This window comes from Eubacterium sp., from assembly GCF_057858645.1.
The window spans coordinates 129,728-149,346 of sequence record NZ_DBLZZO010000003.1 but is presented as its reverse complement, the minus strand read 5'-3'; the positions used below and the strand labels follow the sequence as shown (position 1 = coordinate 149,346).

Below are 19,619 nucleotides of genomic sequence, written 5' to 3'. Positions count from 1 at the left end.
TCCAGTCCAATACAGACTCAGCCTCTTGGTTGCATAAAAAATGCGTAACAGATATTAAAACCTGTTACGCAATAAAAGTCTAACTTTTTGGGGTCACATCAGAAGTTTCAGCTTCTTTTTATCTGAAATTGAATTTAGAATTTTTGACTTTAATAAAGTGATAATTTGAGACAATGTGATTTATATAAAATATACATTTATATAAAATAGTTTAAAAATATTACAGAATAATTTTTCTGTAAGTATGGATTAGGTTATGTCTTAGGTGGACAGTTAAAGTCCGGACTTAAAAATTGTATTGCTGCATGTAAGTCAAACAATGACGCAAAAAAAGTTATGTTAAAAATGGTAGTGGACGGCAAGGTGAATAACAAATTTGGATTTGCCCACACACAGCTGGGATATATTGCATGGCTTGATGTAATGTATTAATTTATAATTGAAATATTTTATAGAAAGAAAAGTTTTCCAACATCTTGTATGGAAAACTTTTTTAGTTTATAATAGTATCCAAAGGTGCAAATGGGTGTACTATGCCCAAAAATATTACAGTAAAGGAGAAAACATGTCTTACACAGCATTGTATAGAAAATTCAGACCAACATCTTTTGATGAAGTAAAGGGTCAGGATCATATTGTGCAAACTTTAAAAAATCAGATAAATGCAAACAGAATAGGACATGCTTACTTATTTTGTGGAACAAGAGGAACAGGTAAAACCAGTGTGGCAAAGATTTTTGCAAAAGCCGTAAACTGCGAACATCCTGTTGATGGTAGTCCTTGCAATGAATGTGATGTATGTAAGGGGATTAATTCAGGCAGTTCCATGAATGTAATAGAAATTGATGCTGCCTCAAATAATGGTGTAGATAACATAAGACAAATCAGAGATGAAATACAGTATACTCCGTCAAGTGGAAAATATACTGTATATATTATTGACGAAGTTCACATGCTGTCAATTGGAGCTTTTAATGCTTTGCTTAAAACATTGGAAGAACCACCATCATATGTATTGTTTATATTGGCAACAACGGAACCACATAAGATCCCAATTACAATTTTATCAAGATGTCAAAGATATGATTTTAAAAGAATTTCCATTGATACTATTGTAAACAGACTTGTGGAACTTATGGAAAAAGAAAATATTGAAGTTGAAGAAAAGGCACTTCGATATGTGGCAAAAGCTGCAGATGGTTCCATGCGTGATGCACTTAGTCTTTTGGACCAGTGCATAGCCTTTTATTTAGGACAGAAGTTAACATACGAGAATGTTCTAGAGGTTTTAGGAGCTGTTGATAACGAGATTTTCAGCAGACTTACAAGACAAATCATTAACGGTGATGTTGTTTCATGTATTAATTTATTAGATGAAATAATTATGCAGGGACGTGAACTAGGACAGTTTGTTAATGATTTTATTTGGTATTTACGAAATTTGATGCTTATTAAAACATCTGATGAAGCAAGTGAAATTATAGATGCTTCCCAGGAGAGAATACAGTCTCTTAAAGAAGAAGCGGATATGGTGGATACAGATGTAATTATGAGATATATTAGAATTTTTTCTGAATTGGCAGGACAAATCAAATATTCATCACAGAAACGTGTGTTAATAGAAATTGCATTTATTAAATTAACTAAACCTGCCATGGAGAGAGACATAAGTTCATTAAATAACAGAATTGCTTTAATGGAGAAGAAAATAGAAAATGGTGATTTTGTTTCAAAGCAAGTGGCATCTGAACCTACTGTTCAGGCACAGGAGAAGCCAAAGGAAAAGAAGGTATTTGATAAACCGGTTCCGGCTGACATACAGGCAGTTGTGGATAATTGGGGAAGAATCAAGAGACACATTTCTAATCCATATAAGATTTATTTAAATGATGCAAGATTTAGCGTCAAAGGTGAAGACACCTTGCTAATTGTATTTAACGCAGGTTCAATTGGTTATGAAGGTTGTAATAAACCTGAGGTAATAGAGATGCTTACTAATGTGATTAGTGAAGAAATACAAAAACAGGTAAGAATTGAAATGACTATATTAGAAAATAATCAGAGTTTTGGTGATTATTTTATGGAAGTAGTCTCAAAAATAAAAATGGAAGTTGAAGAGGAGGATTTCTAAATGGCAAGAAGAGGAGGATTTCCGGGAGGCATGCCTGGAAACATGAATAATATAATGAAGCAGGCACAGAAGATGCAAAAGCAGATGGAAGAAGCACAGGCTCAGCTTGAAGAGTCAAGCTACACTGCAACATCAGGTGGCGGTGCCGTTGAAGTTACAATATCAGGTAAGAAAGAAATTACAAGTATTAAATTTGATCCGGAAGTAGTTGATCCAGATGATATTGAAATGCTTGAAGATTTAACAATGGCAGCAGTTAATGAAGCTATTAGAAAAATCGAAGAAGTATCAGCACAGAAAATGTCTAAAATTACCGGTGGAATGGGTGGTCTATTCTAATGGATTACTACAGTGGTTACATTACAAAGTTAATAGAAGAGCTTTCAGCATTGCCGGGAGTTGGTCCCAAAACAGCAGGAAGGCTTGCATTCCACATATTAGACATGCCTAGCGAACAGGTACATGATTTGGCGTCTGCAATTGTAGAGGCAAAGAATAATGTAAAATATTGTAAAATCTGTTGTACCCTTACAGATCAGGAAGTATGTCCAATCTGTAGCAGTAATCAAAGAGACCACAAGACAATTATGGTGGTTGAAACAACAAAGGATATGGCAGCCTATGAAAAAATAGGAGAATACAAAGGTGTATACCATGTTTTACATGGAGCAATTAATCCAATGGCCGGCATTGGGCAAAATGATATTAAATTAAAAGAATTATTTCAACGACTAAAAGATGATGTTGATGAAGTAATTATAGCTACAAATTCCAGCGTAGAGGGTGAGGCTACGGCAATGTATATTAGCAAGGTGGTTAAACCTTTGGGAATTAAAGTTACAAGAATAGCCAGTGGCGTTCCCGTTGGAGGAGATTTAGAGTGCATTGACAATGTTACATTGCTAAGGGCATTAGAAGGACGTGTAACAGTTTAACAAGTCAAAACAAAGAGGTATTCAAATGGATAGAAATGAACAGATACAAAAAATGGATGAGCTAAGGGATGCAATGAAACGCAGGGATTTTGACAGAGCAGTTGACATTGCAGATTCTTTAGATTTAAAGAGAATAAAAGACAATAATATTTTAAGTTTAGTTGCAGATGCCTATGAGGTGACACATAATTTTGAAGAGGCAAAAGAAGCTTTAACAATTGCTTATGAAAATACAAATGCAGGTAGACTTATTGCATACAAGCTATGTTTAATTTCTGTTAAAACAAAAGACTTTGCTGCAGCAAGAAGCTATTATGAAGACTTTATTGAAATGGCACCAAGAGATACTGCAAGATATATTCTAAGATATAGAATGGCAAAGGCTCAGGGAAAACCTATTGAAGAGTTAATTAATATTTTGGAAGAATATGTAAATCTTGACATGGAAGAAAAATGGGCTTACGAGTTGGCAAAACTTTATTACAAAGCCGGCAAAAAGGACAAATGCCTTGATATATGCGATGAGATTAATTTATGGTTCTCCGAAGGAAAATATGTAAAGAAAGCCTCTGACTTAAAAGAAAAAATCAATAATCCAAAGGCTGCAAAGATAAAAAAAGAAAAAGAAAAAAAGGCTAAAACACTGGCGGAAAACAGTGGGGATGAAATTATAGAAATTACTGATATTTCAGAAGATGGAGTGAAGGCTAAAATTGTTGATGCTCCAAAAATGACTGAAGAACCAACTATTGCTGAAATAGTAAGTAATGAAAATGGTCAGACAAAAGAAGAAGTGAAGCCTGAACCTGAAAAAACTTCAGAGACTGTGGATGAAATCCAGTTCTTAGATGAAGACGGAAATGTTGAAGAAAAGAAAATTATTTCTAAAGCAGAAGAAAAATCACATAAGAAACAGAAAAGAACTTTTAGACCTTTTGAAATTAATCCTGATATGATACAGAAAGACACAGCTTCTGTAATCAAACCGGAAAAAGAAGAGGAGAGTGTTCCAGAAGAAGTTGAACCAAAGCAGGCTGAAAATGAAGAGAAGAATATAGAAGAATTTATTAATTTGAATTCAAGTGAAGATGATGATATGGAAGAAATTATTCTTTCTGATGAACCTGAAACAGTCGATTCAGTAACATCACAGAATGACAAGGTACCTGAAATTGTTGACGAAGCTCAGCAGGAAACAAAAACTAATGATGATCAGGTTGAAGTTACAAACAGTGACAATACTGAAACAGTTAAGGGAACAATTGAAAATGGCGAATTTGAACCGGATTTACATGACGGTGACATTACAGTTGGTCAGTTGCTAAACGATGAAGAACAGCCTAGGTCACAGGCAGATGAGAAAGTTTCAGAACAGGTTGAACCGGAAGAATCAAGAACTGAAAAATTAACAGGCATTAATGATGTAAGTGATATTTTAAGACAGCTTCAGGAAAGAGGAATTCTTAAACCTGAAACTGTAAAAGAAGCAGTTGACATTATTAATGAGGCAGCAGAAGTTAGTGACAGCAATTCTAAAGCAAAGCAAGAAGACAGCATACTTCCAATTGATGAAAGTGTTATTGAAGAGTCTGATGATGAACTGGTTTCTAAAGAAGAATTAAATGAAACAGAAGAAAAAGTTGATGGCACTGAAATTGATGATGCAATTAAGGTAGAAGAAAGTGTTCATGATAACATAGAAATTGATGAAAGCGATATTGTTTTAGAAGAAGATTTAGAAGAAAACAAAAACGCTCAGTCAACTGAGAATATCGTTCCTGACGATTTGGGGAGCACACGTATATTTGGAAAAATTCAGATTCCTTCAAGTGAAGAAGAACAACCAAATGTAAGCAGAGTTGTAAAACCACAGGTAGAGGAACAAATTGAAGAAGGACTACATGAGGAAACAGGTGAAGTTCCGGCACTTGATTTAGGCTACAAAACACCAACAAGAGATGAAAGCAATGACTTAGGACAGAAGAAGATGTACAAAAATATTGCTGCTAACTCTGATATGGGATATAAGACTGATAAACTACCAACCCGCGATGAATTGCAAAAAGCAATAAAAGAAGCAGAGGAAGTTGTATCAAATAATCAGGAAGACTCAGATGTAAGAGTTAAAGAAAACCCAACATCTAAAGTTGAAATATTAGCAGGTGCTGGTATTGTTCCGGAAGGTGAATTTGAAGTTGAGTCTAAAGAGCAAAAGCAGGCTCAAGGCAAACAAAAGTTTGACACACCGGTAGGCGAAGATAGGATTATAGATACTCCTAAAACACAGGTGGTTGAAAAGAAAACATCAGTTGGGGCAGAAGCAAAAGCAGAGTCTGTTGAATCGGAAGAGAAAGCAACTACTGCTGAGGCAGAAGAAAAAGCAGATAACAAAAGCATTAACACTGAAACGAGAACAGAAGAAAAAGCTGATAATATAGAAGCAAAGATAGAAGAGACCGTTGAAGTAGAAAAAGAGGCGGATGAAGCTGCAGAAACAGAAGCAAATGTGGAAGAACCAGCTACAGCTACTGAAGCAAAAACGGAAGAAAAAGTAGTTACTACAGCAGAGGCAGAACCGGAAGAAGCAACAGAAAATAAAAAGACAGAAAAGAAAGAAGACCAGACAATGGATAATAATATTGTTCGCGAGAATGTTTTATCAGAAGCTGAACTTACAGAATTTAAAAACTACTTGAATGTTGAAGGATTTGAAATTAACATAAGAGAAGTTTTACAGGAATTGATTGTTAATTATTCTCCAAATGGTAAGTCAGAACATGGAAATGTAATTATAATGGGGAATGAAAAAACAGGAAAGACAACATTAGCCATTGAATTAATTAAACTTGTAAACAGAAAACGTGGTAGAAGAAACAGAAAACTTGCAAAAGTTGATGCACGAGTGCTTAATAGAAAAGGCTTTAAATATGTATTAGGCAAGTTAGTAGGCAGTGACTTAATTATCGAAAATGCAGACCAACTTGGAAAAATGACTGTTATTAGCCTGTTAGATGGATGTGGAATGTTTACAGATGACATGCTTATTATTCTTGAAGGAAATGAAGATGGCATGGAAGAGTTACTTAAGGAGAATCCAAAACTTGAAACTACATTTAATCACATTGTTAGAATCAAGGAATACAACATTGAGGAATGGGTAGAATATGGAAAGCGTTATGCATTGAACAAAGGATACGAAATGGACGAACTTGCCAACTTGGCATTTTATAAGGCAATAGATGATTATTTTGGAGCAAATAAGGGAATTTCACAGGACAATGTTGAAGAAATAATCGACAATGCCATTGCGCATACCAAGAAGTTGGGAAGAAAGTTCAAAGGTATATTTGGTTCAAAGTCAAAAAATGACGGACTTAATTTATTACAGGAATCAGATTTTGAAATTTAGTATAATTCAGACATATAAAATTTTCATATTTAAGAAAGGAAGTAACAATGGAAAATTTACAGCTTGCAAAAATTGCAAATGAAGTGAGAAAGAATGTTGTGACAGCATTACACAGTGCAAAGTCAGGACATCCAGGTGGATCATTATCAGCAGCAGACATGCTTACATTTCTTTATTTTGAAGAAATGAATGGTCTTGATCCAAAAAATCCAAACAAACTGGATAGAGACAGATTTGTTTTATCAAAAGGACATGCAGCACCGGGATTATATGGTGTATTAGCAGAAAAAGGATTTATTCCAAAGGAAGATTTAACAACTTTAAGAAAGATTGACTCATATTTGCAGGGACATCCTGATATGAAGCACACACCTGGAGTTGATATGTCAGCAGGTTCTCTTGGACAGGGAATTTCAGCAGCAGTAGGTATGGCACTTGCCGGAAAGATGGATAACAGTGACTATCGTGTTTATGCAATGCTAGGTGATGGAGAAATCGAAGAAGGACAGGTTTGGGAAGCAGCAATGTTTGCAGGTCACAGAAAATTAGATAACATGGTATTTATTGTGGATAACAATAATTTGCAGATTGATGGAACAGTTGAGGATGTATGCTCACCTTATCCGATTGATGAAAAATTTAAGGCATTCAATTTCCATGTAGTTACAATTAACGGACATGACTTTGACCAAATCAGAAGGGCTTTAAATGAAGCAAAAGAAACAAAGGGTATGCCAACAGCAATCGTTATGAATACTGTAAAAGGAAAAGGTGTATCTTTTATGGAAAATAAAGTAAATTGGCATGGTGCAGCTCCTAATGATGAGCAGTACAAAGTGGCAATGGAAGATTTAAAGAAAGTAGGTGAAGCATTATGTCAGAAGTAAAGAAAATCGCAACAAGAGAAAGCTATGGTAATGCTTTAGTAGAACTTGCCAAAGAGCATGATGATATTGTAGTTCTTGATGCTGACTTAGCGGAAGCTACAAAAACAAGTATTTTCAAAAAAGCTTATCCTGAAAGACACATTGACTGTGGTATTGCAGAAGCAAATATGATGGGTATTGCAGCAGGTTTATCAACTTGCGGAAAAGTACCATTTGCAAGTACATTTGCAATGTTTGCAGCAGGAAGAGCATATGAGCAGGTAAGAAACTCAATTGGTTATACACACTTAAATGTGAAAATTGGAGCTACACATGCAGGTATTTCTGTAGGAGAAGATGGAGCTACACATCAGTGCAACGAAGATATTGCACTTATGAGAACAATTCCAGGCATGACAGTAATTTGTCCATGTGATGATATTGAAACAAAGGCGGCTGTAAAAGCGGCTTATGAAATGGATGGCCCTGTATATTTAAGACTTGGAAGATTAGCAGCACCTGTTATTAACAAGGAAGACTACAAGTTTGAAATTGGAAAAGGTGTAAAAATGAGAGAAGGTAGCGATGTAACTATTGTTGCCACAGGTCTTATGGTTGGCTATGCATTAGAGGCAGCAGAAAAACTTGCAGCAGATGGAATCAATGCAGAAGTAATCAACATTCATACAATCAAACCTTTAGATGAAGATATTATTGTTGAATCAGCTAAGAAAACAGGAAAAGTAGTTACAGTTGAAGAACATTCTGTAATTGGTGGACTTGGAAGCGCTGTATGTGATGCATTAAGCAGTAAATTACCTACAAAAGTAACAAAATTAGGTGTACAGGATGTTTTCGGACATTCAGGTCCTGCAGTAGAATTACTTAAAGAATTTAAGCTAGATGGAGAAGGAATTTACCAGCAGGTAAAGGAAACTTTAGCATAATTTCAAATAGAGCATAGTTATAAAAAGATTCTTATGAAGAAATAGGAAATATAATTCCCAAACTTAAAGTTAGAAAGAACTAAACTAATAAAATAAAACAAATGGTTAAATACTTAAAACAATGTCTTAATAATTTTAGTTAAGACAGGTTTACTGTTGCAAAACAAAAAACAGATGTTATAATAGCCATTGTTAAACGAAATGCAAGGGAGCAGACGTAAAGGTCTAGCTCCCTTTTTCTTTTGTTTTTAGGAGAATAAAAGAATTTCGTAAGAAGGAAAACATACCCCTTTAAAATGTTTCCCCACAAGAGAAATCTTGTGATGAACATTTGAAAAAAGTCAATTCAAATGTTTAAGAGAAAAAATATGACTGAAAGAATGGAGGAAAAAATTATGGACGCAAAAGAAATTATTCAGGCAGCTACAGACAGTAGTTTTGCAATCTGGTTCTTAATTGGTGCTGGTTTAGTATTCTTTATGCAGGCAGGATTTGCAATGGTTGAAACAGGATTTACCAGAGCAAAGAACGCTGGTAACATTATTATGAAGAACCTTATGGACTTTTGTATTGGTACTATTATGTACATTGTATTAGGATTTGGACTTATGATGTCAGAGGATTATGTAATGGGTGTTATTGGTATTCCAAATCTTGATATTTTCACAAACTACAGTAACTTCAACTGGTCACAGTTTGTATTCCAGTTAGTGTTCTGTGCAACAGCAGCAACAATTGTTTCAGGAGCTATGGCTGAAAGAACAAAGTTCAGTGCCTACTGTATTTATTCAGGAGCAATCAGTTTAATAGTATATCCTATTGAAGCAGGTTGGGTTTGGAACCTTGGTGGACATGGTTGGTTACAGCAGTTAAATTTCGTAGATTTCGCCGGTTCAGCAGTAATTCACTCAGTTGGTGGTATGGCAGCTTTAGTTGGTGCAATTATTGTAGGTCCTCGTATTGGTAAATATACAAAGAGATCAAATGGAAAAATCAGATCAAATGCTATTGCCGGTCATTCAATTACACTTGGTGCTTTAGGATGTTTCATTCTTTGGTTTGGCTGGTACGGATTCAACGGTGCAGCAGCAACAAATGTTGACAGTTTAGCTTCAATCTTTATGAATACAACAATTGCTCCTGCAACAGCAACAGTAGTATGTATGATTTTTACATGGATTAAAGATGGTAAGCCTGATGTAGGCATGTGCTTAAATGCTTCACTGGCAGGTTTAGTAGCAATTACAGCAGGTTGTGCTTCAGTAGATACAATTGGCGCATTAATCATTGGTGCTGTAGCAGGTATTTTAGTAGATGTAGTTGTAGAAGTTTTAGACAAGAAATTCCACATTGATGATCCTGTTGGTGCAGTTGGTGTTCACTTGGCAAATGGTGTTTGGGGAACAATCGCAGTTGGTTTATTTGCAACAGGAAAAGGTGATACAGTACAGGCATTTGCAGATGGTTCAGCATACGCAGGTTTATTCTACGGTGGTGGAGCAAAATTATTAGGAATTCAGATTTTAGGTATTGTGGCAATTGATGTATATGCAGCGATTATGATGACAATCGTATTCCAGTTAATTAAACATACAATTGGACTTAGAACAACAGCAGAAGAAGAAATTATTGGTATGGATATTTCAGAACATGGTCTTGCATCAGCATACGCAGACTTCCTTCCAGCAGCACCATCATATGCAGGTGAAAGTGAAGGGGCAGTTGATTTATCAGATGTTAAACCTACACCACTTACATTAGGTGATAAGTCAGAAGGCAGATATACTAAGATTTCTATTATATGTCCTGAAGAACGATTTGGAGTTCTTAGAGACACAATGAATGCCATTGGAGTAATGGGTATGACAGTATCTCAGGTAATGGGTTGTGGAGCTGAAAAAGGTAAGACAGGTAGATATAGAGGTGTGTCAACAACAATGAACCTTTATAAGAAAGTTCAGGTTGATATAGTTGTATCAACGGTTGATCCGGGACTTGTAGTTGCAGCAGCAAGAAAAGCTCTTAATACAGAACACTATGGCGATGGTAAGATTTTCGTTACTAGTGTCGAAGATGTAATGAGAGTTCGTACAGGTGATACAGGATATGATGCATTGAAATATGATGAAAAATAATTAACAGTAATTAACAATTATTTATTAAAAAGATATTTTAGAACTCTGTTCTTAAATATATATTTTACTTAATCTCATTAAAGGGCCGGTACTTAAGTACCGGCTCATTTTTTTGGGGCAATGAGAAATTTGGAAAGAATTTCTCATTGTCCAAAAAACGTTCCACTAGGGATGCACACTAGTGCGAAAAGAAAATAGTTACGGACGGGTACCCATTGGGTGTGAAAGAATGTCATAAGTAACAGGCTTTCAAAAATAGAAAATTCTTTCAGAAGATTCATTGCATAAAAAAAATAAAACTATAGTAAATAGATAAAAAACGCATAAAAACGTTACAGTATATGTGCAAAATGCACAAAAAGATAAGCTTTTATTGTATAAAAGGTCGAAATGTGTTCTATTTGTGAAAATATTATTGAAAACGTTTCCGAAAAGTGTTACTATCAGTTCATAGGAAACGTTTCCAAAGAAAGTGAGTACCACACTTGAAATGGAAATATCGGATAACCTAAGTTATTTTTTTAGAAAAGGAGACAAAGATATGCGTAAGAAATTATTAAGTGTAGCATTGTGTGCAACAATGGTAGCAGGATTATTAGCAGGATGTGGAAGCAGTTCTAAGAGCGATAAATCAAGCTCAGAAAAAGGATCAGTTTATTGGTTAAACTTTAAACCGGAAGCTGATGAGGCTTTACAGAGTATAGCCAAGACATATCAGAAGGAAAAAGGAGTTAAGGTAAAGGTTGTTACAGCAGCTTCAGGAAACTATAACTCAACATTAACTTCTGAAATGGGAAAATCAGCAGCACCTACATTATTTGTAGTTGGTAACCAGGCAGCAGTTAAGACTTGGGATGATTATTGCTTAGATCTTAAGGGTACAGATATTTACAAGGAATTAAGTACAGATTCATTTAACTTGAAAGATGACAAAGGCAAAGTTGCATCAATCGGTTATTGCTATGAAAGTTATGGATTAATTGTAAATAAGAAATTACTTAAGAAGGCAGGATATGAAGTTTCAGACATTAAGAACTTTGATACATTAAAGTCAGTTGCTGAAGATATTCATAAGAGAGCTGACAAACTTGGATTTGATGCATTTACATCATCAGGAATGGATGATGCATCATCATGGAGATTTACAGGACACTTAGCAAATATGCCATTATTCTATGAAGGAAGAGATGATGGATGGAAAGAAGCTCCTGCAACAATTAAAGGAACATATTTAGATAACTTCAAAAAAACATGGGATTTATACATTAACAACAGCAAATACGATAAGAACACTTTAGCAACAGGTGGTTATGATGCAGAAGCAGAATTCAAGAATGGTGAAGCAGTATTCTACCAGAATGGTACATGGGAATATGATGCTTTAAAAAAATCAATTTCAGATGATGATATGCAGATGATTCCAATTTACTGTGGAGTTGATGGTGAAGAAAAAGCAGGCCTTTGCTCAGGAACAGAAAACTGCTGGGCAGTTAATGCAAAAGCTTCAAAAGCTGATCAGAAGGCAACACTTGATTTTATGAAATGGTTAGTAACTTCAGATGAAGGTACAAAAGTTATGGCTGAACAGTTTGGCGCTATTCCATATAAGAAAGCAGCAGACAGTGGAAATGTATTCTTAAAGAATGCAAACGACTTATTTGATGCAGGAAATTACAATGTTGACTGGACATTTAACTACACACCAAATGTAGATGAATGGAGAGCAAGCCTTGTAGCAGCAATGAACAAATATGATGCAGGCGGTTCATGGGATGATGTTAAAACAGCATTTGTAGAAGGCTGGGCTACACAATATAAGGCAGCTAACAAATAAATTAGCCAATAAATAAATTATGTAACAATGAATTATAATTATTGATTGGACAATAATTATTAACTAAATAATAGTTATTAATTTCTATAGAAAATAAATATAGAAACTTGATATTTAGGGGGCGGGCATAGCCCGCCCCTTCTTATTAGAAATAAGGAGGAGATTGCTGTGAAAGGAAAAAAGAAAAAACATAACAGTGGAACATCTGTAAATTCTAAACTTCTTCGCAGACCTATTCAAAGATGCTTTCTTCTATTCTTAGCACCTACTTTTGGAGCTTTTTGTATTGGATTTATTTATCCATTTTTAAGAGGAATTTATTTATCTTTTTGTGAGTTTGTTACAATCGGAGATGCTTCTTTTGTAGGTTTTAGAAATTACATGGATGCATTTAGCGATGCGTCATTTATACATGCATTTTGGTATACAGCATTGTATGCAATAGTATCACTATTTTTGATAAATATACTGGCATTTGCAATAGCATATTTATTAACGTTAGGTATAAAAGGTGCAAACTTATTTAGAACAGCATTTTTCATGCCAAACTTAATTGGTGGTATTGTTCTTGGATATATTTGGAGTATGATTTTCAATGGTGTATTAGGAAAAATGAACACTTCAATATTAATGGAAACGAGATATGGTTTTTGGGGCTTAATCATATTAATGTGCTGGCAGCAGGTTGGATATATGATGATTATCTATATTGCAGGGTTACAGGCAGTTCCCGGAGAATTAATTGAAGCAGCAAAAATCGATGGAGCAAGCAAATGGCAGACATTAACAAGAGTAACAATTCCAAATATTATGCCATCTATTACAATTTGTTTGTTCTTAACAATAACTAATGGATTTAAACTTTTCGACCAAAACTTAGCATTAACAAATGGTCAGCCATTTGAACAGTTAAAGGATGGTTCAGTTGTAAAGACAACAGAAATGTTGGCGCTTAATATTTACAACACATTTTATGGACAGTCACTTACAGGTAAGGGAGTGGCACAGGCGAAAGCCGTTATATTCTTTATTTTAGTTGCAGGAATATCAATTATTCAGCTTAAGGCAACTAGATCAAAGGAGGTGCAGCAATAATGAACAATAAAGAAACAAATAGAAATTTAAAAGATACAAAATTAGTTGCTGCCACAAAGAAGAAAAAATTAAAAGAGAACAATGAAATTCCATTGAAACATGGAAAGCTTTTAACAATAATATTATCAATTGTAACATTAATTTATGTCAGTCCGATATTTGTTGTTTTAATGAACTCTTTTAAAGCAAATACCTTTGTTAAAACAGATACATTTGCATGGCCTATAGGAAAAGCTTTAGTAGGTTGGGCTAATTACATCAAAGGTTTTACATTTGGAAATTATCCGTTTTTTAAATCAGTATTATACAGTTTTGTAATTACAGTTTTATCAACGGCTTTAATATTAGTTTGTACATCAATGGCAGCATGGTATATTGCCAGAGTTGATAGTATAGTTTGTAAGATTGTTTACTATCTGTTTGTATTCTCAATGGTAGTGCCATTCCAGATGGTAATGTTCACATTGTCAAATACAGCAGATTCATTGGGACTTAACACACCTTGGACAATCCCGGTTATATATTTGGGATTTGGAGCCGGTATGGCGGTGTTTATGTTTACGGGATTCATCAAAGGTTTGCCACTTGAAATCGAGGAGGCAGCAGCAATTGATGGTTGCGGACCTATCAGAACATTTTTCATCGTTATTGTACCAATGTTAAAACCAACATTAATTTCAGTAGGTATTCTTGAGATTATGTGGATATGGAATGATTATCTTCTTCCATATTTAGTTCTTGACTTAGATCGATACAGAACTATTCCAATTCATATTCAATACTTACAGGGAAGTTACGGTTCAGTAGATTTAGGTGCGATAATGGCACTTATTATATTAAGTATTATACCTGTTATATTATTCTATCTCACATGTCAGAAGCATATTATAAAAGGTGTAGCTGCAGGAGCAGTAAAGGGTTAAAGATTATTTAAGGAGGAACTATGAGGGCTAGTGGAATTTTATTACCAATTTCAAGTTTGCCTGGAAAGTATGGTATAGGAAGCTTTTCAAAAGAAGCATATGAATTTGTGGATTTTCTAAAAGAAGCTGACCAGAAATACTGGCAGATATTGCCTATAGGACCTACAAGCTACGGAGATTCACCTTATCAGTCTTTTTCAACATACGCGGGAAATCCTTATTTTATTAGTTTAGAAGACTTAATAGAGCAGGGACTTCTAACAGAAAAAGAATGTGATAAAGTGGATTTCGGTAGCAAAACAGATAAAGTAGATTATGAGAAATTGTATAATGGCAGATTTGAACTTTTAAAAACTGCTTATGAAAAAAGTGATATAAGCGAACGTGAAGAGTTTAAAAGATTTAAAGCTGAAAACGCTTATTGGTTAAAAGATTATGCAATGTTCATGGCTATTAAGGAAAGGTTTAATGGGCAGAGTTTTGACCATTGGGCAGAGGACATAAAACTCAGATGGGAATATTCCATGGAATATTACGAAAGTGAATTAGCTGATGAAATTACTTTTTATGAGTTTATTCAATATGAGTTTTACAGACAATGGTACAAACTGAAAAAATATGCAAACGATAATGGAATAAAAATTATTGGTGATATTCCAATATACGTTGCATATGATAGTGCTGATGTGTGGGCACATCCTGAATTATTCCAAATAGATGATGAGAGAAATCCAATTGCAGTTGCAGGATGTCCACCGGATGGATTTTCAGCAACAGGACAGCTTTGGGGAAATCCATTATACAAATGGGATTATCACAAATACACTAATTATGACTGGTGGATAAAGAGAATAGAGAGAAGTGTGAAATTATATGATGTTGTAAGAATTGATCACTTTAGAGGTTTTGATGAATACTATTCAATACCGGCAAAGGACAAAGATGCTACAGGTGGGCATTGGGAAAAAGGCCCGGGTATAGATTTGTTCAATGGAATTAAATATTGTTTGGGAGATATTAATATTATTGCTGAGGATTTAGGTTATATAACTGACACAGTAAGACAGTTAGTTAAAGACTCAGGTTTCCCGAATATGAAGGTATTAGAATTCGCTTTTGATAGTAGGGACTCATCAGGACCAAGAGATTATTTGCCATATAATTATGATAAGAATTGTGTAGTTTATACAGGCACCCACGATAATGAAACATTAAAGGGTTGGCTTGATGATATTGAACCTGAAGAAGTACAAATGATAGAAGAATACATAGGAAGAAAAGTTGAAACAAAAACACAGTTAGTGGATGAGATTATAAGAATGGCTCAGGCTTCAACTGCAAATACTTGCATAATTCCTATGCAGGACTATTTACATTTAGACAATAAGTCGAGGATGAATACACCATCTACCTTAGGAGACAATTGGAGCTGGCGTTTGAAATCTACACAATTAACAAAAAGATTAAACAACAAAATTAAAAAGTTGACTGTTCTTTATGGCAGAGAATAACAGAATACAGATAATAATTTCTTAAAAGAGCTGCGAAGGGACAACTTTCGCAGCTTTTTGCATAAAGTACAGCTATGTGGTAAAATGCTAAATTGTGGAAGAAATGAAACTTATTAATTTATGCTAAATGAAAGGGGAAAGACATGGCAAATCTTACTATCAAAGACATAGCAAGAATATGTGGGGTTGGAATTAGCACTGTTTCCCGAGCAATTAATGATGACCCGGGAATTAATCAAAATACAAGAAATAGAATACTAAAAGTAATTAAAGAATATAATTATGTTCCAAATAACAGTGCGAGAAATCTAAAAATGACAGAATCAAATACAATAGCATTGTTAATAAAAGGAATTGACAATCAGTTCTTTCAAGGAATGCTTAAGATATTTGAAGAAGAATTGAAGAAGTTAGAATATACATTTTTAATTCATGCGCTTGGAGAAGACCAGGATGATGTAAGTGTAGCTATACAGCTTGCTAAAGAAAAAAGATTAAAAGGCCTTATTTTTCTTGGGGGCCAGATGGATTCTCTAGACAACATACTGGAAGAAATCGGTGTACCTTATGTTTTGTGTACAGTTGCAGTTAATATGATGGCACCAAAAAGAAATTGTTTATCTGTATCAATTGATGACGAAAAGGAAAGCTATAGAGCAGTTGATTATTTATGTAAAAAAGGCCATAAGAAAATCGCAATGATTTCAGGCAGACGCACTGATCAGGCAGTTGGTGGTCTTCGTTTAAGAGGCTATAAGAGAGCTTTGGAAGACAACGGCATTGAAATAAAAGATGAGTTAATAAGATATATGAAGGATGATATACCGGAATATTCAGTAGCAAATGGTTATGAAGTAACTAAAGAATTGCTTAAATCTAATGTAGACTTCACAGCGCTATATGCAATTTCAGATTTAACAGCTTTTGGGGCGTACAAGGCAATTATGGAAGAAGGTAAAACAATTCCCGGGGATTATTCGGTTTTAGGATTTGACGGCCTTGATATGTCAAGATATTTTCAACCATCATTGTCAACAATGAAACAGCCTTGTGAACAAATGGTTAAGTCGTCAATAAAACTTTTAATGGATGCCATAAATGGAAACGATGAAAAGAAACAACTGATTTTTGAAGCTGAATTATTGGAGAAAGAATCAGTAAAAGAATTGTAAGGAGAAATATTTGTGTTTGGAATTGACAGCAAACTATATGAGTTTTTATCAAAAATAGCAGATTTAATAATAGTAAACCTGCTATTTATTATATGTTCGTTACCTATTGTTACTATAGGAGCGTCAACAACAGCTCTTTATGGAGTAACAAAAAAAATGGCAAGTAACAGTGAAGGCTACATATTTAGGTCATACTTTAAACTGTTCAAGGAAAATTTCAAACAATCAACAATAATGTGGATTATTTTATTGGTGCTTTCATTAATCCCAACAGCCGATTTATATATAATTAATTATATGCCAAAAGGTCTGCTACCTACAGTATTAAGAGGGTTTATGTTAGCAGCAGCTTTAGCAATACTTTTCGTATTTCTTTATGCCATGGCATTACAAAGCACTTTTGAAAACACAGTGAAAAATACATTGAAAAATGCCTTCTTAATGGGAATAGGTCATTTTCCATGGACTTTGTTAATTGTGACCATTACATTACTCCCTATTATTCTACTAGTAACACTAGGAAGCGCAGCATCCTCTGTTATATATGTAATGTCATTTGTTGGATTTTCGGTACTTGCATATTTGAATTCTTTTATATTTAACAGAATATTTAAGAAATATATGTAAAGAATAAAAGGTTGTTACAGTTGAAGGTATATGTCCTGAATTTCAGATACATATCTTCAAAGTTAACAACCTTTTTGCTATTTGATAACCAAATACGTTTATGAAAAAATATAACTCTTTTAAAATAATAAATTACAAAATACTATAAATTACTGTACTGAATTATCTTGTATGTTTTCTCCAGGTTAAAGGATCACTACCACTTGCCGGTTTAGTAATATCCATTGAGTCATCTGTAGAAGCATAGCTTTGTCCCATAAATCCATCTGCAGAAACAGAATTATTATTAATTAAGTCTTCAACGGAAACAGTACCTTCTTTTGCAATTTCTTCAGCTGTTTTGGCATCTGTAATCTGGGTATCCTGATTAACTGATAAAGTATCAAGTGATGTTTTAAGCAATAAAGAAGCCTCATCTTCTGTAATTCCCATTGCATCAGCAAGTTCAGAAATTTCAGGCACACGACCAAGCTCTTTGCTAAGCTTGCTTGTTGTGTTGTCAAGCTGATTTAACTTGTCAGCAAGATGCTGTCCGATTCGATCAGAATTAATCTGACTGTTAATTACGTTGCGGATACCCTGTTCAATGCGTTTATCAATATAATTATTAAAATCACCACATTCCTTAGTGTATTCAGAAACGGCAACCATAAGTTCTAAGTTACCTTCCTGAATTAAGTCACCAAAAGTAACTCCCTTTCCACAATATTTTTTTGCAATATCTGCAACCTTCTTTAGTTTAGACTCTACAAGTGGAGTAGATGCAGATGCATCTCCGGCTATTAGTTTATTTACAAGCGCAGCCTGTTCTACATCTGATACAGTTTGAAGAGCGTCCATATCATCCATATACATTTTTATAAAATCAGTCTCTTCCTGTGACTGCCCATTTTCATCTTTTGCTATGTTTTCTGAGATGGCATTCATTCCATGACTGTCGTCAAAAATATTGTCGTCACTAGGAGTAAAGCCTTTAATTTCTATTTTATTAATTGATAGATAGTCGTATATAAGTTTGTACTGACTGTCATCGTCAATAAGACCATTAAAGAAAGATTTAACATCCTCCATAGTAATTAAATTATCGTGAGCTGTAGCATAAGAAACTAATTTTGCTAAAGCTTCATTAAACATTGTTTTTTTATCCATGTTTTTTATAACCTCGTCTTTAAAATATTACATTATACTTATGTAAATGATACATAAAAGCCTTGCAAAAATCAAGGATAATGGGTAACATTTAAGGTGTATGCCTTGAAGGCAAAAAAGGAGTAAATATGAAAGAATTAATTAATAAAATAAGAAAAAGCAGAATCTTTTCCCTTATATGTATTTTATTGTTTATAAGTATATGTTTTGGGATAGGGGCAGCGGCAGCATATATTAACCATGAATCAGATCCAACAGATGTGGCATCTAATTATTTTAGAGCTTTCGTTGCCATGGATTATAACAAAATGTACAGTTACATAGACAAAGAAGATGCGTATGTGGAAAAAACATTATACACTAAGAAAATGGAAAATTTGAGAAAACAATATACCATTGATTCTTATGATATAAATAAGCCTGAAACAAAAGATGGGCAGAAGTCAGTAACAATTAAATGCAAAAACGACGAAACAGGAAAAACAAAAGATTTTGTAGTAAAAATAACATCCAAAAGAAAAGGTTTAAATATTGTACCTGACTTTTATGTAAACATAGATGATATTTTAACCAACAATTTTCAGGTTACTTTACCGGCAGGTAATGAATTACAGTTAAATGGCATTACAATTACAAACAGCAATGCAAAAGTTTCAAAAAATTCAAGTGGCCAGGAAGTATATCTTTTTAATAAAACTTTAAAAGGAAACTACAAAGCTGTAGCTACAAATGCAATTTACGCTATGGTAAAAACTTTGAATGTAAATAAAGACGATACAAAACTTGATTTGTCAAAGATTCAACCTGTAGCTAATGATAATTACACTAAGATAATTAACAAAAATTGTGATAGTTTTGTAGACCAGTTCTACAAAGCTGTTAGAA

15 protein-coding genes are annotated in these 19,619 nt (G+C 34.1%); 14 read left to right on the top strand and 1 reads right to left on the bottom strand.

From position 1 onward, the window contains the following. Positions 1-565 precede the first annotated feature (565 nt). The 13 genes from dnaX (at position 566) to ACZM4J_RS02075 (ending at position 17,585) form a co-directional block, all read left to right on the top strand. Positions 566-2,131 (top strand): DNA polymerase III subunit gamma/tau, encoded by a 1,566-nt coding sequence (gene dnaX, locus ACZM4J_RS02135; RefSeq protein ID WP_022164850.1) that lies wholly within the window; start codon positions 566-568, stop codon positions 2,129-2,131. Then, positions 2,132-2,470: a YbaB/EbfC family nucleoid-associated protein gene (locus ACZM4J_RS02130; RefSeq protein WP_117999774.1), complete on the top strand. Its 339-nt coding sequence runs from the start codon at positions 2,132-2,134 to the stop codon at positions 2,468-2,470. Beyond that, on the top strand, positions 2,470-3,066 hold the full coding sequence (gene recR, locus ACZM4J_RS02125) for a recombination mediator RecR (RefSeq protein ID WP_022164848.1): 597 nt from the start codon (positions 2,470-2,472) through the stop codon (positions 3,064-3,066). Before ACZM4J_RS02130 ends, recR begins: the two co-directional genes overlap by 1 nt. Before the next feature lie 25 nt (positions 3,067-3,091). Continuing rightward, positions 3,092-6,475 carry a tetratricopeptide repeat protein gene (locus ACZM4J_RS02120; RefSeq protein WP_489485526.1) on the top strand — a complete coding sequence of 1,128 codons (3,384 nt, stop codon included), beginning with the start codon at positions 3,092-3,094 and terminating at the stop codon, positions 6,473-6,475. 47 nt (positions 6,476-6,522) lie between these two features. Next, positions 6,523-7,362 (top strand): transketolase, encoded by an 840-nt coding sequence (locus ACZM4J_RS02115; RefSeq protein ID WP_022164846.1) that lies wholly within the window; start codon positions 6,523-6,525, stop codon positions 7,360-7,362. Further along, positions 7,350-8,288 (top strand): transketolase family protein, encoded by a 939-nt coding sequence (locus ACZM4J_RS02110; protein ID WP_022164845.1) that lies wholly within the window; start codon positions 7,350-7,352, stop codon positions 8,286-8,288. Before ACZM4J_RS02115 ends, ACZM4J_RS02110 begins: the two co-directional genes overlap by 13 nt. Before the next feature lie 395 nt (positions 8,289-8,683). Further along, positions 8,684-10,423, top strand: coding sequence for an ammonium transporter (locus ACZM4J_RS02105; RefSeq protein WP_022164844.1), 1,740 nt, complete (start codon positions 8,684-8,686; stop codon positions 10,421-10,423). 541 nt (positions 10,424-10,964) lie between these two features. After that, positions 10,965-12,257, top strand: coding sequence for an ABC transporter substrate-binding protein (locus tag ACZM4J_RS02100; RefSeq protein ID WP_022164843.1), 1,293 nt, complete (start codon positions 10,965-10,967; stop codon positions 12,255-12,257). 168 nt (positions 12,258-12,425) lie between these two features. Then, positions 12,426-13,352, top strand: coding sequence for a carbohydrate ABC transporter permease (locus tag ACZM4J_RS02095; RefSeq protein ID WP_022164842.1), 927 nt, complete (start codon positions 12,426-12,428; stop codon positions 13,350-13,352). Next, on the top strand, positions 13,352-14,275 hold the full coding sequence (locus ACZM4J_RS02090; RefSeq protein WP_243002597.1) for a carbohydrate ABC transporter permease: 924 nt from the start codon (positions 13,352-13,354) through the stop codon (positions 14,273-14,275). The genes ACZM4J_RS02095 and ACZM4J_RS02090 overlap by 1 nt, the downstream gene beginning before the upstream one ends. 20 nt (positions 14,276-14,295) lie before the next feature. After that, positions 14,296-15,786, top strand: coding sequence for a 4-alpha-glucanotransferase (malQ, locus tag ACZM4J_RS02085; protein ID WP_022164840.1), 1,491 nt, complete (start codon positions 14,296-14,298; stop codon positions 15,784-15,786). Between the two features lie 143 nt (positions 15,787-15,929). Further along, positions 15,930-16,958, top strand: a complete 1,029-nt coding sequence (locus ACZM4J_RS02080; RefSeq protein WP_489485525.1) for a LacI family DNA-binding transcriptional regulator — start codon at positions 15,930-15,932, stop codon at positions 16,956-16,958. Between the two features lie 12 nt (positions 16,959-16,970). Then, complete coding sequence (locus tag ACZM4J_RS02075; protein WP_022164838.1) at positions 16,971-17,585, top strand: YesL family protein; 615 nt, start codon at positions 16,971-16,973, stop codon at positions 17,583-17,585. Positions 17,586-17,747: 162 nt separating this feature from the next. Here the strand turns inward: ACZM4J_RS02075 and ACZM4J_RS02070 are convergent, their stop codons facing one another. Then, positions 17,748-18,734 carry a sigma-70 family RNA polymerase sigma factor gene (locus tag ACZM4J_RS02070; RefSeq protein WP_022164837.1) on the bottom strand — a complete coding sequence of 329 codons (987 nt, stop codon included), beginning with the start codon at positions 18,732-18,734 and terminating at the stop codon, positions 17,748-17,750. Between the two features lie 128 nt (positions 18,735-18,862). Between ACZM4J_RS02070 and ACZM4J_RS02065 the strand changes: the two genes are divergently transcribed. Next, the coding region (locus tag ACZM4J_RS02065; RefSeq protein ID WP_489485523.1) for a hypothetical protein at positions 18,863-19,619 on the top strand (757 nt) is incomplete at its 3' end.

Coding starts and splice junctions, on each gene's coding strand:
- dnaX (WP_022164850.1), top strand. CDS start 566: ATGTCTTACACAGCATTGTATAGAAAATTCAGACCAACATCTTTTGAT.
- ACZM4J_RS02130 (WP_117999774.1), top strand. CDS start 2,132: ATGGCAAGAAGAGGAGGATTTCCGGGAGGCATGCCTGGAAACATGAAT.
- recR (WP_022164848.1), top strand. CDS start 2,470: ATGGATTACTACAGTGGTTACATTACAAAGTTAATAGAAGAGCTTTCA.
- ACZM4J_RS02120 (WP_489485526.1), top strand. CDS start 3,092: ATGGATAGAAATGAACAGATACAAAAAATGGATGAGCTAAGGGATGCA.
- ACZM4J_RS02115 (WP_022164846.1), top strand. CDS start 6,523: ATGGAAAATTTACAGCTTGCAAAAATTGCAAATGAAGTGAGAAAGAAT.
- ACZM4J_RS02110 (WP_022164845.1), top strand. CDS start 7,350: ATGTCAGAAGTAAAGAAAATCGCAACAAGAGAAAGCTATGGTAATGCT.
- ACZM4J_RS02105 (WP_022164844.1), top strand. CDS start 8,684: ATGGACGCAAAAGAAATTATTCAGGCAGCTACAGACAGTAGTTTTGCA.
- ACZM4J_RS02100 (WP_022164843.1), top strand. CDS start 10,965: ATGCGTAAGAAATTATTAAGTGTAGCATTGTGTGCAACAATGGTAGCA.
- ACZM4J_RS02090 (WP_243002597.1), top strand. CDS start 13,352: ATGAACAATAAAGAAACAAATAGAAATTTAAAAGATACAAAATTAGTT.
- malQ (WP_022164840.1), top strand. CDS start 14,296: ATGAGGGCTAGTGGAATTTTATTACCAATTTCAAGTTTGCCTGGAAAG.
- ACZM4J_RS02080 (WP_489485525.1), top strand. CDS start 15,930: ATGGCAAATCTTACTATCAAAGACATAGCAAGAATATGTGGGGTTGGA.
- ACZM4J_RS02070 (WP_022164837.1), bottom strand. CDS start 18,734: ATGGATAAAAAAACAATGTTTAATGAAGCTTTAGCAAAATTAGTTTCT.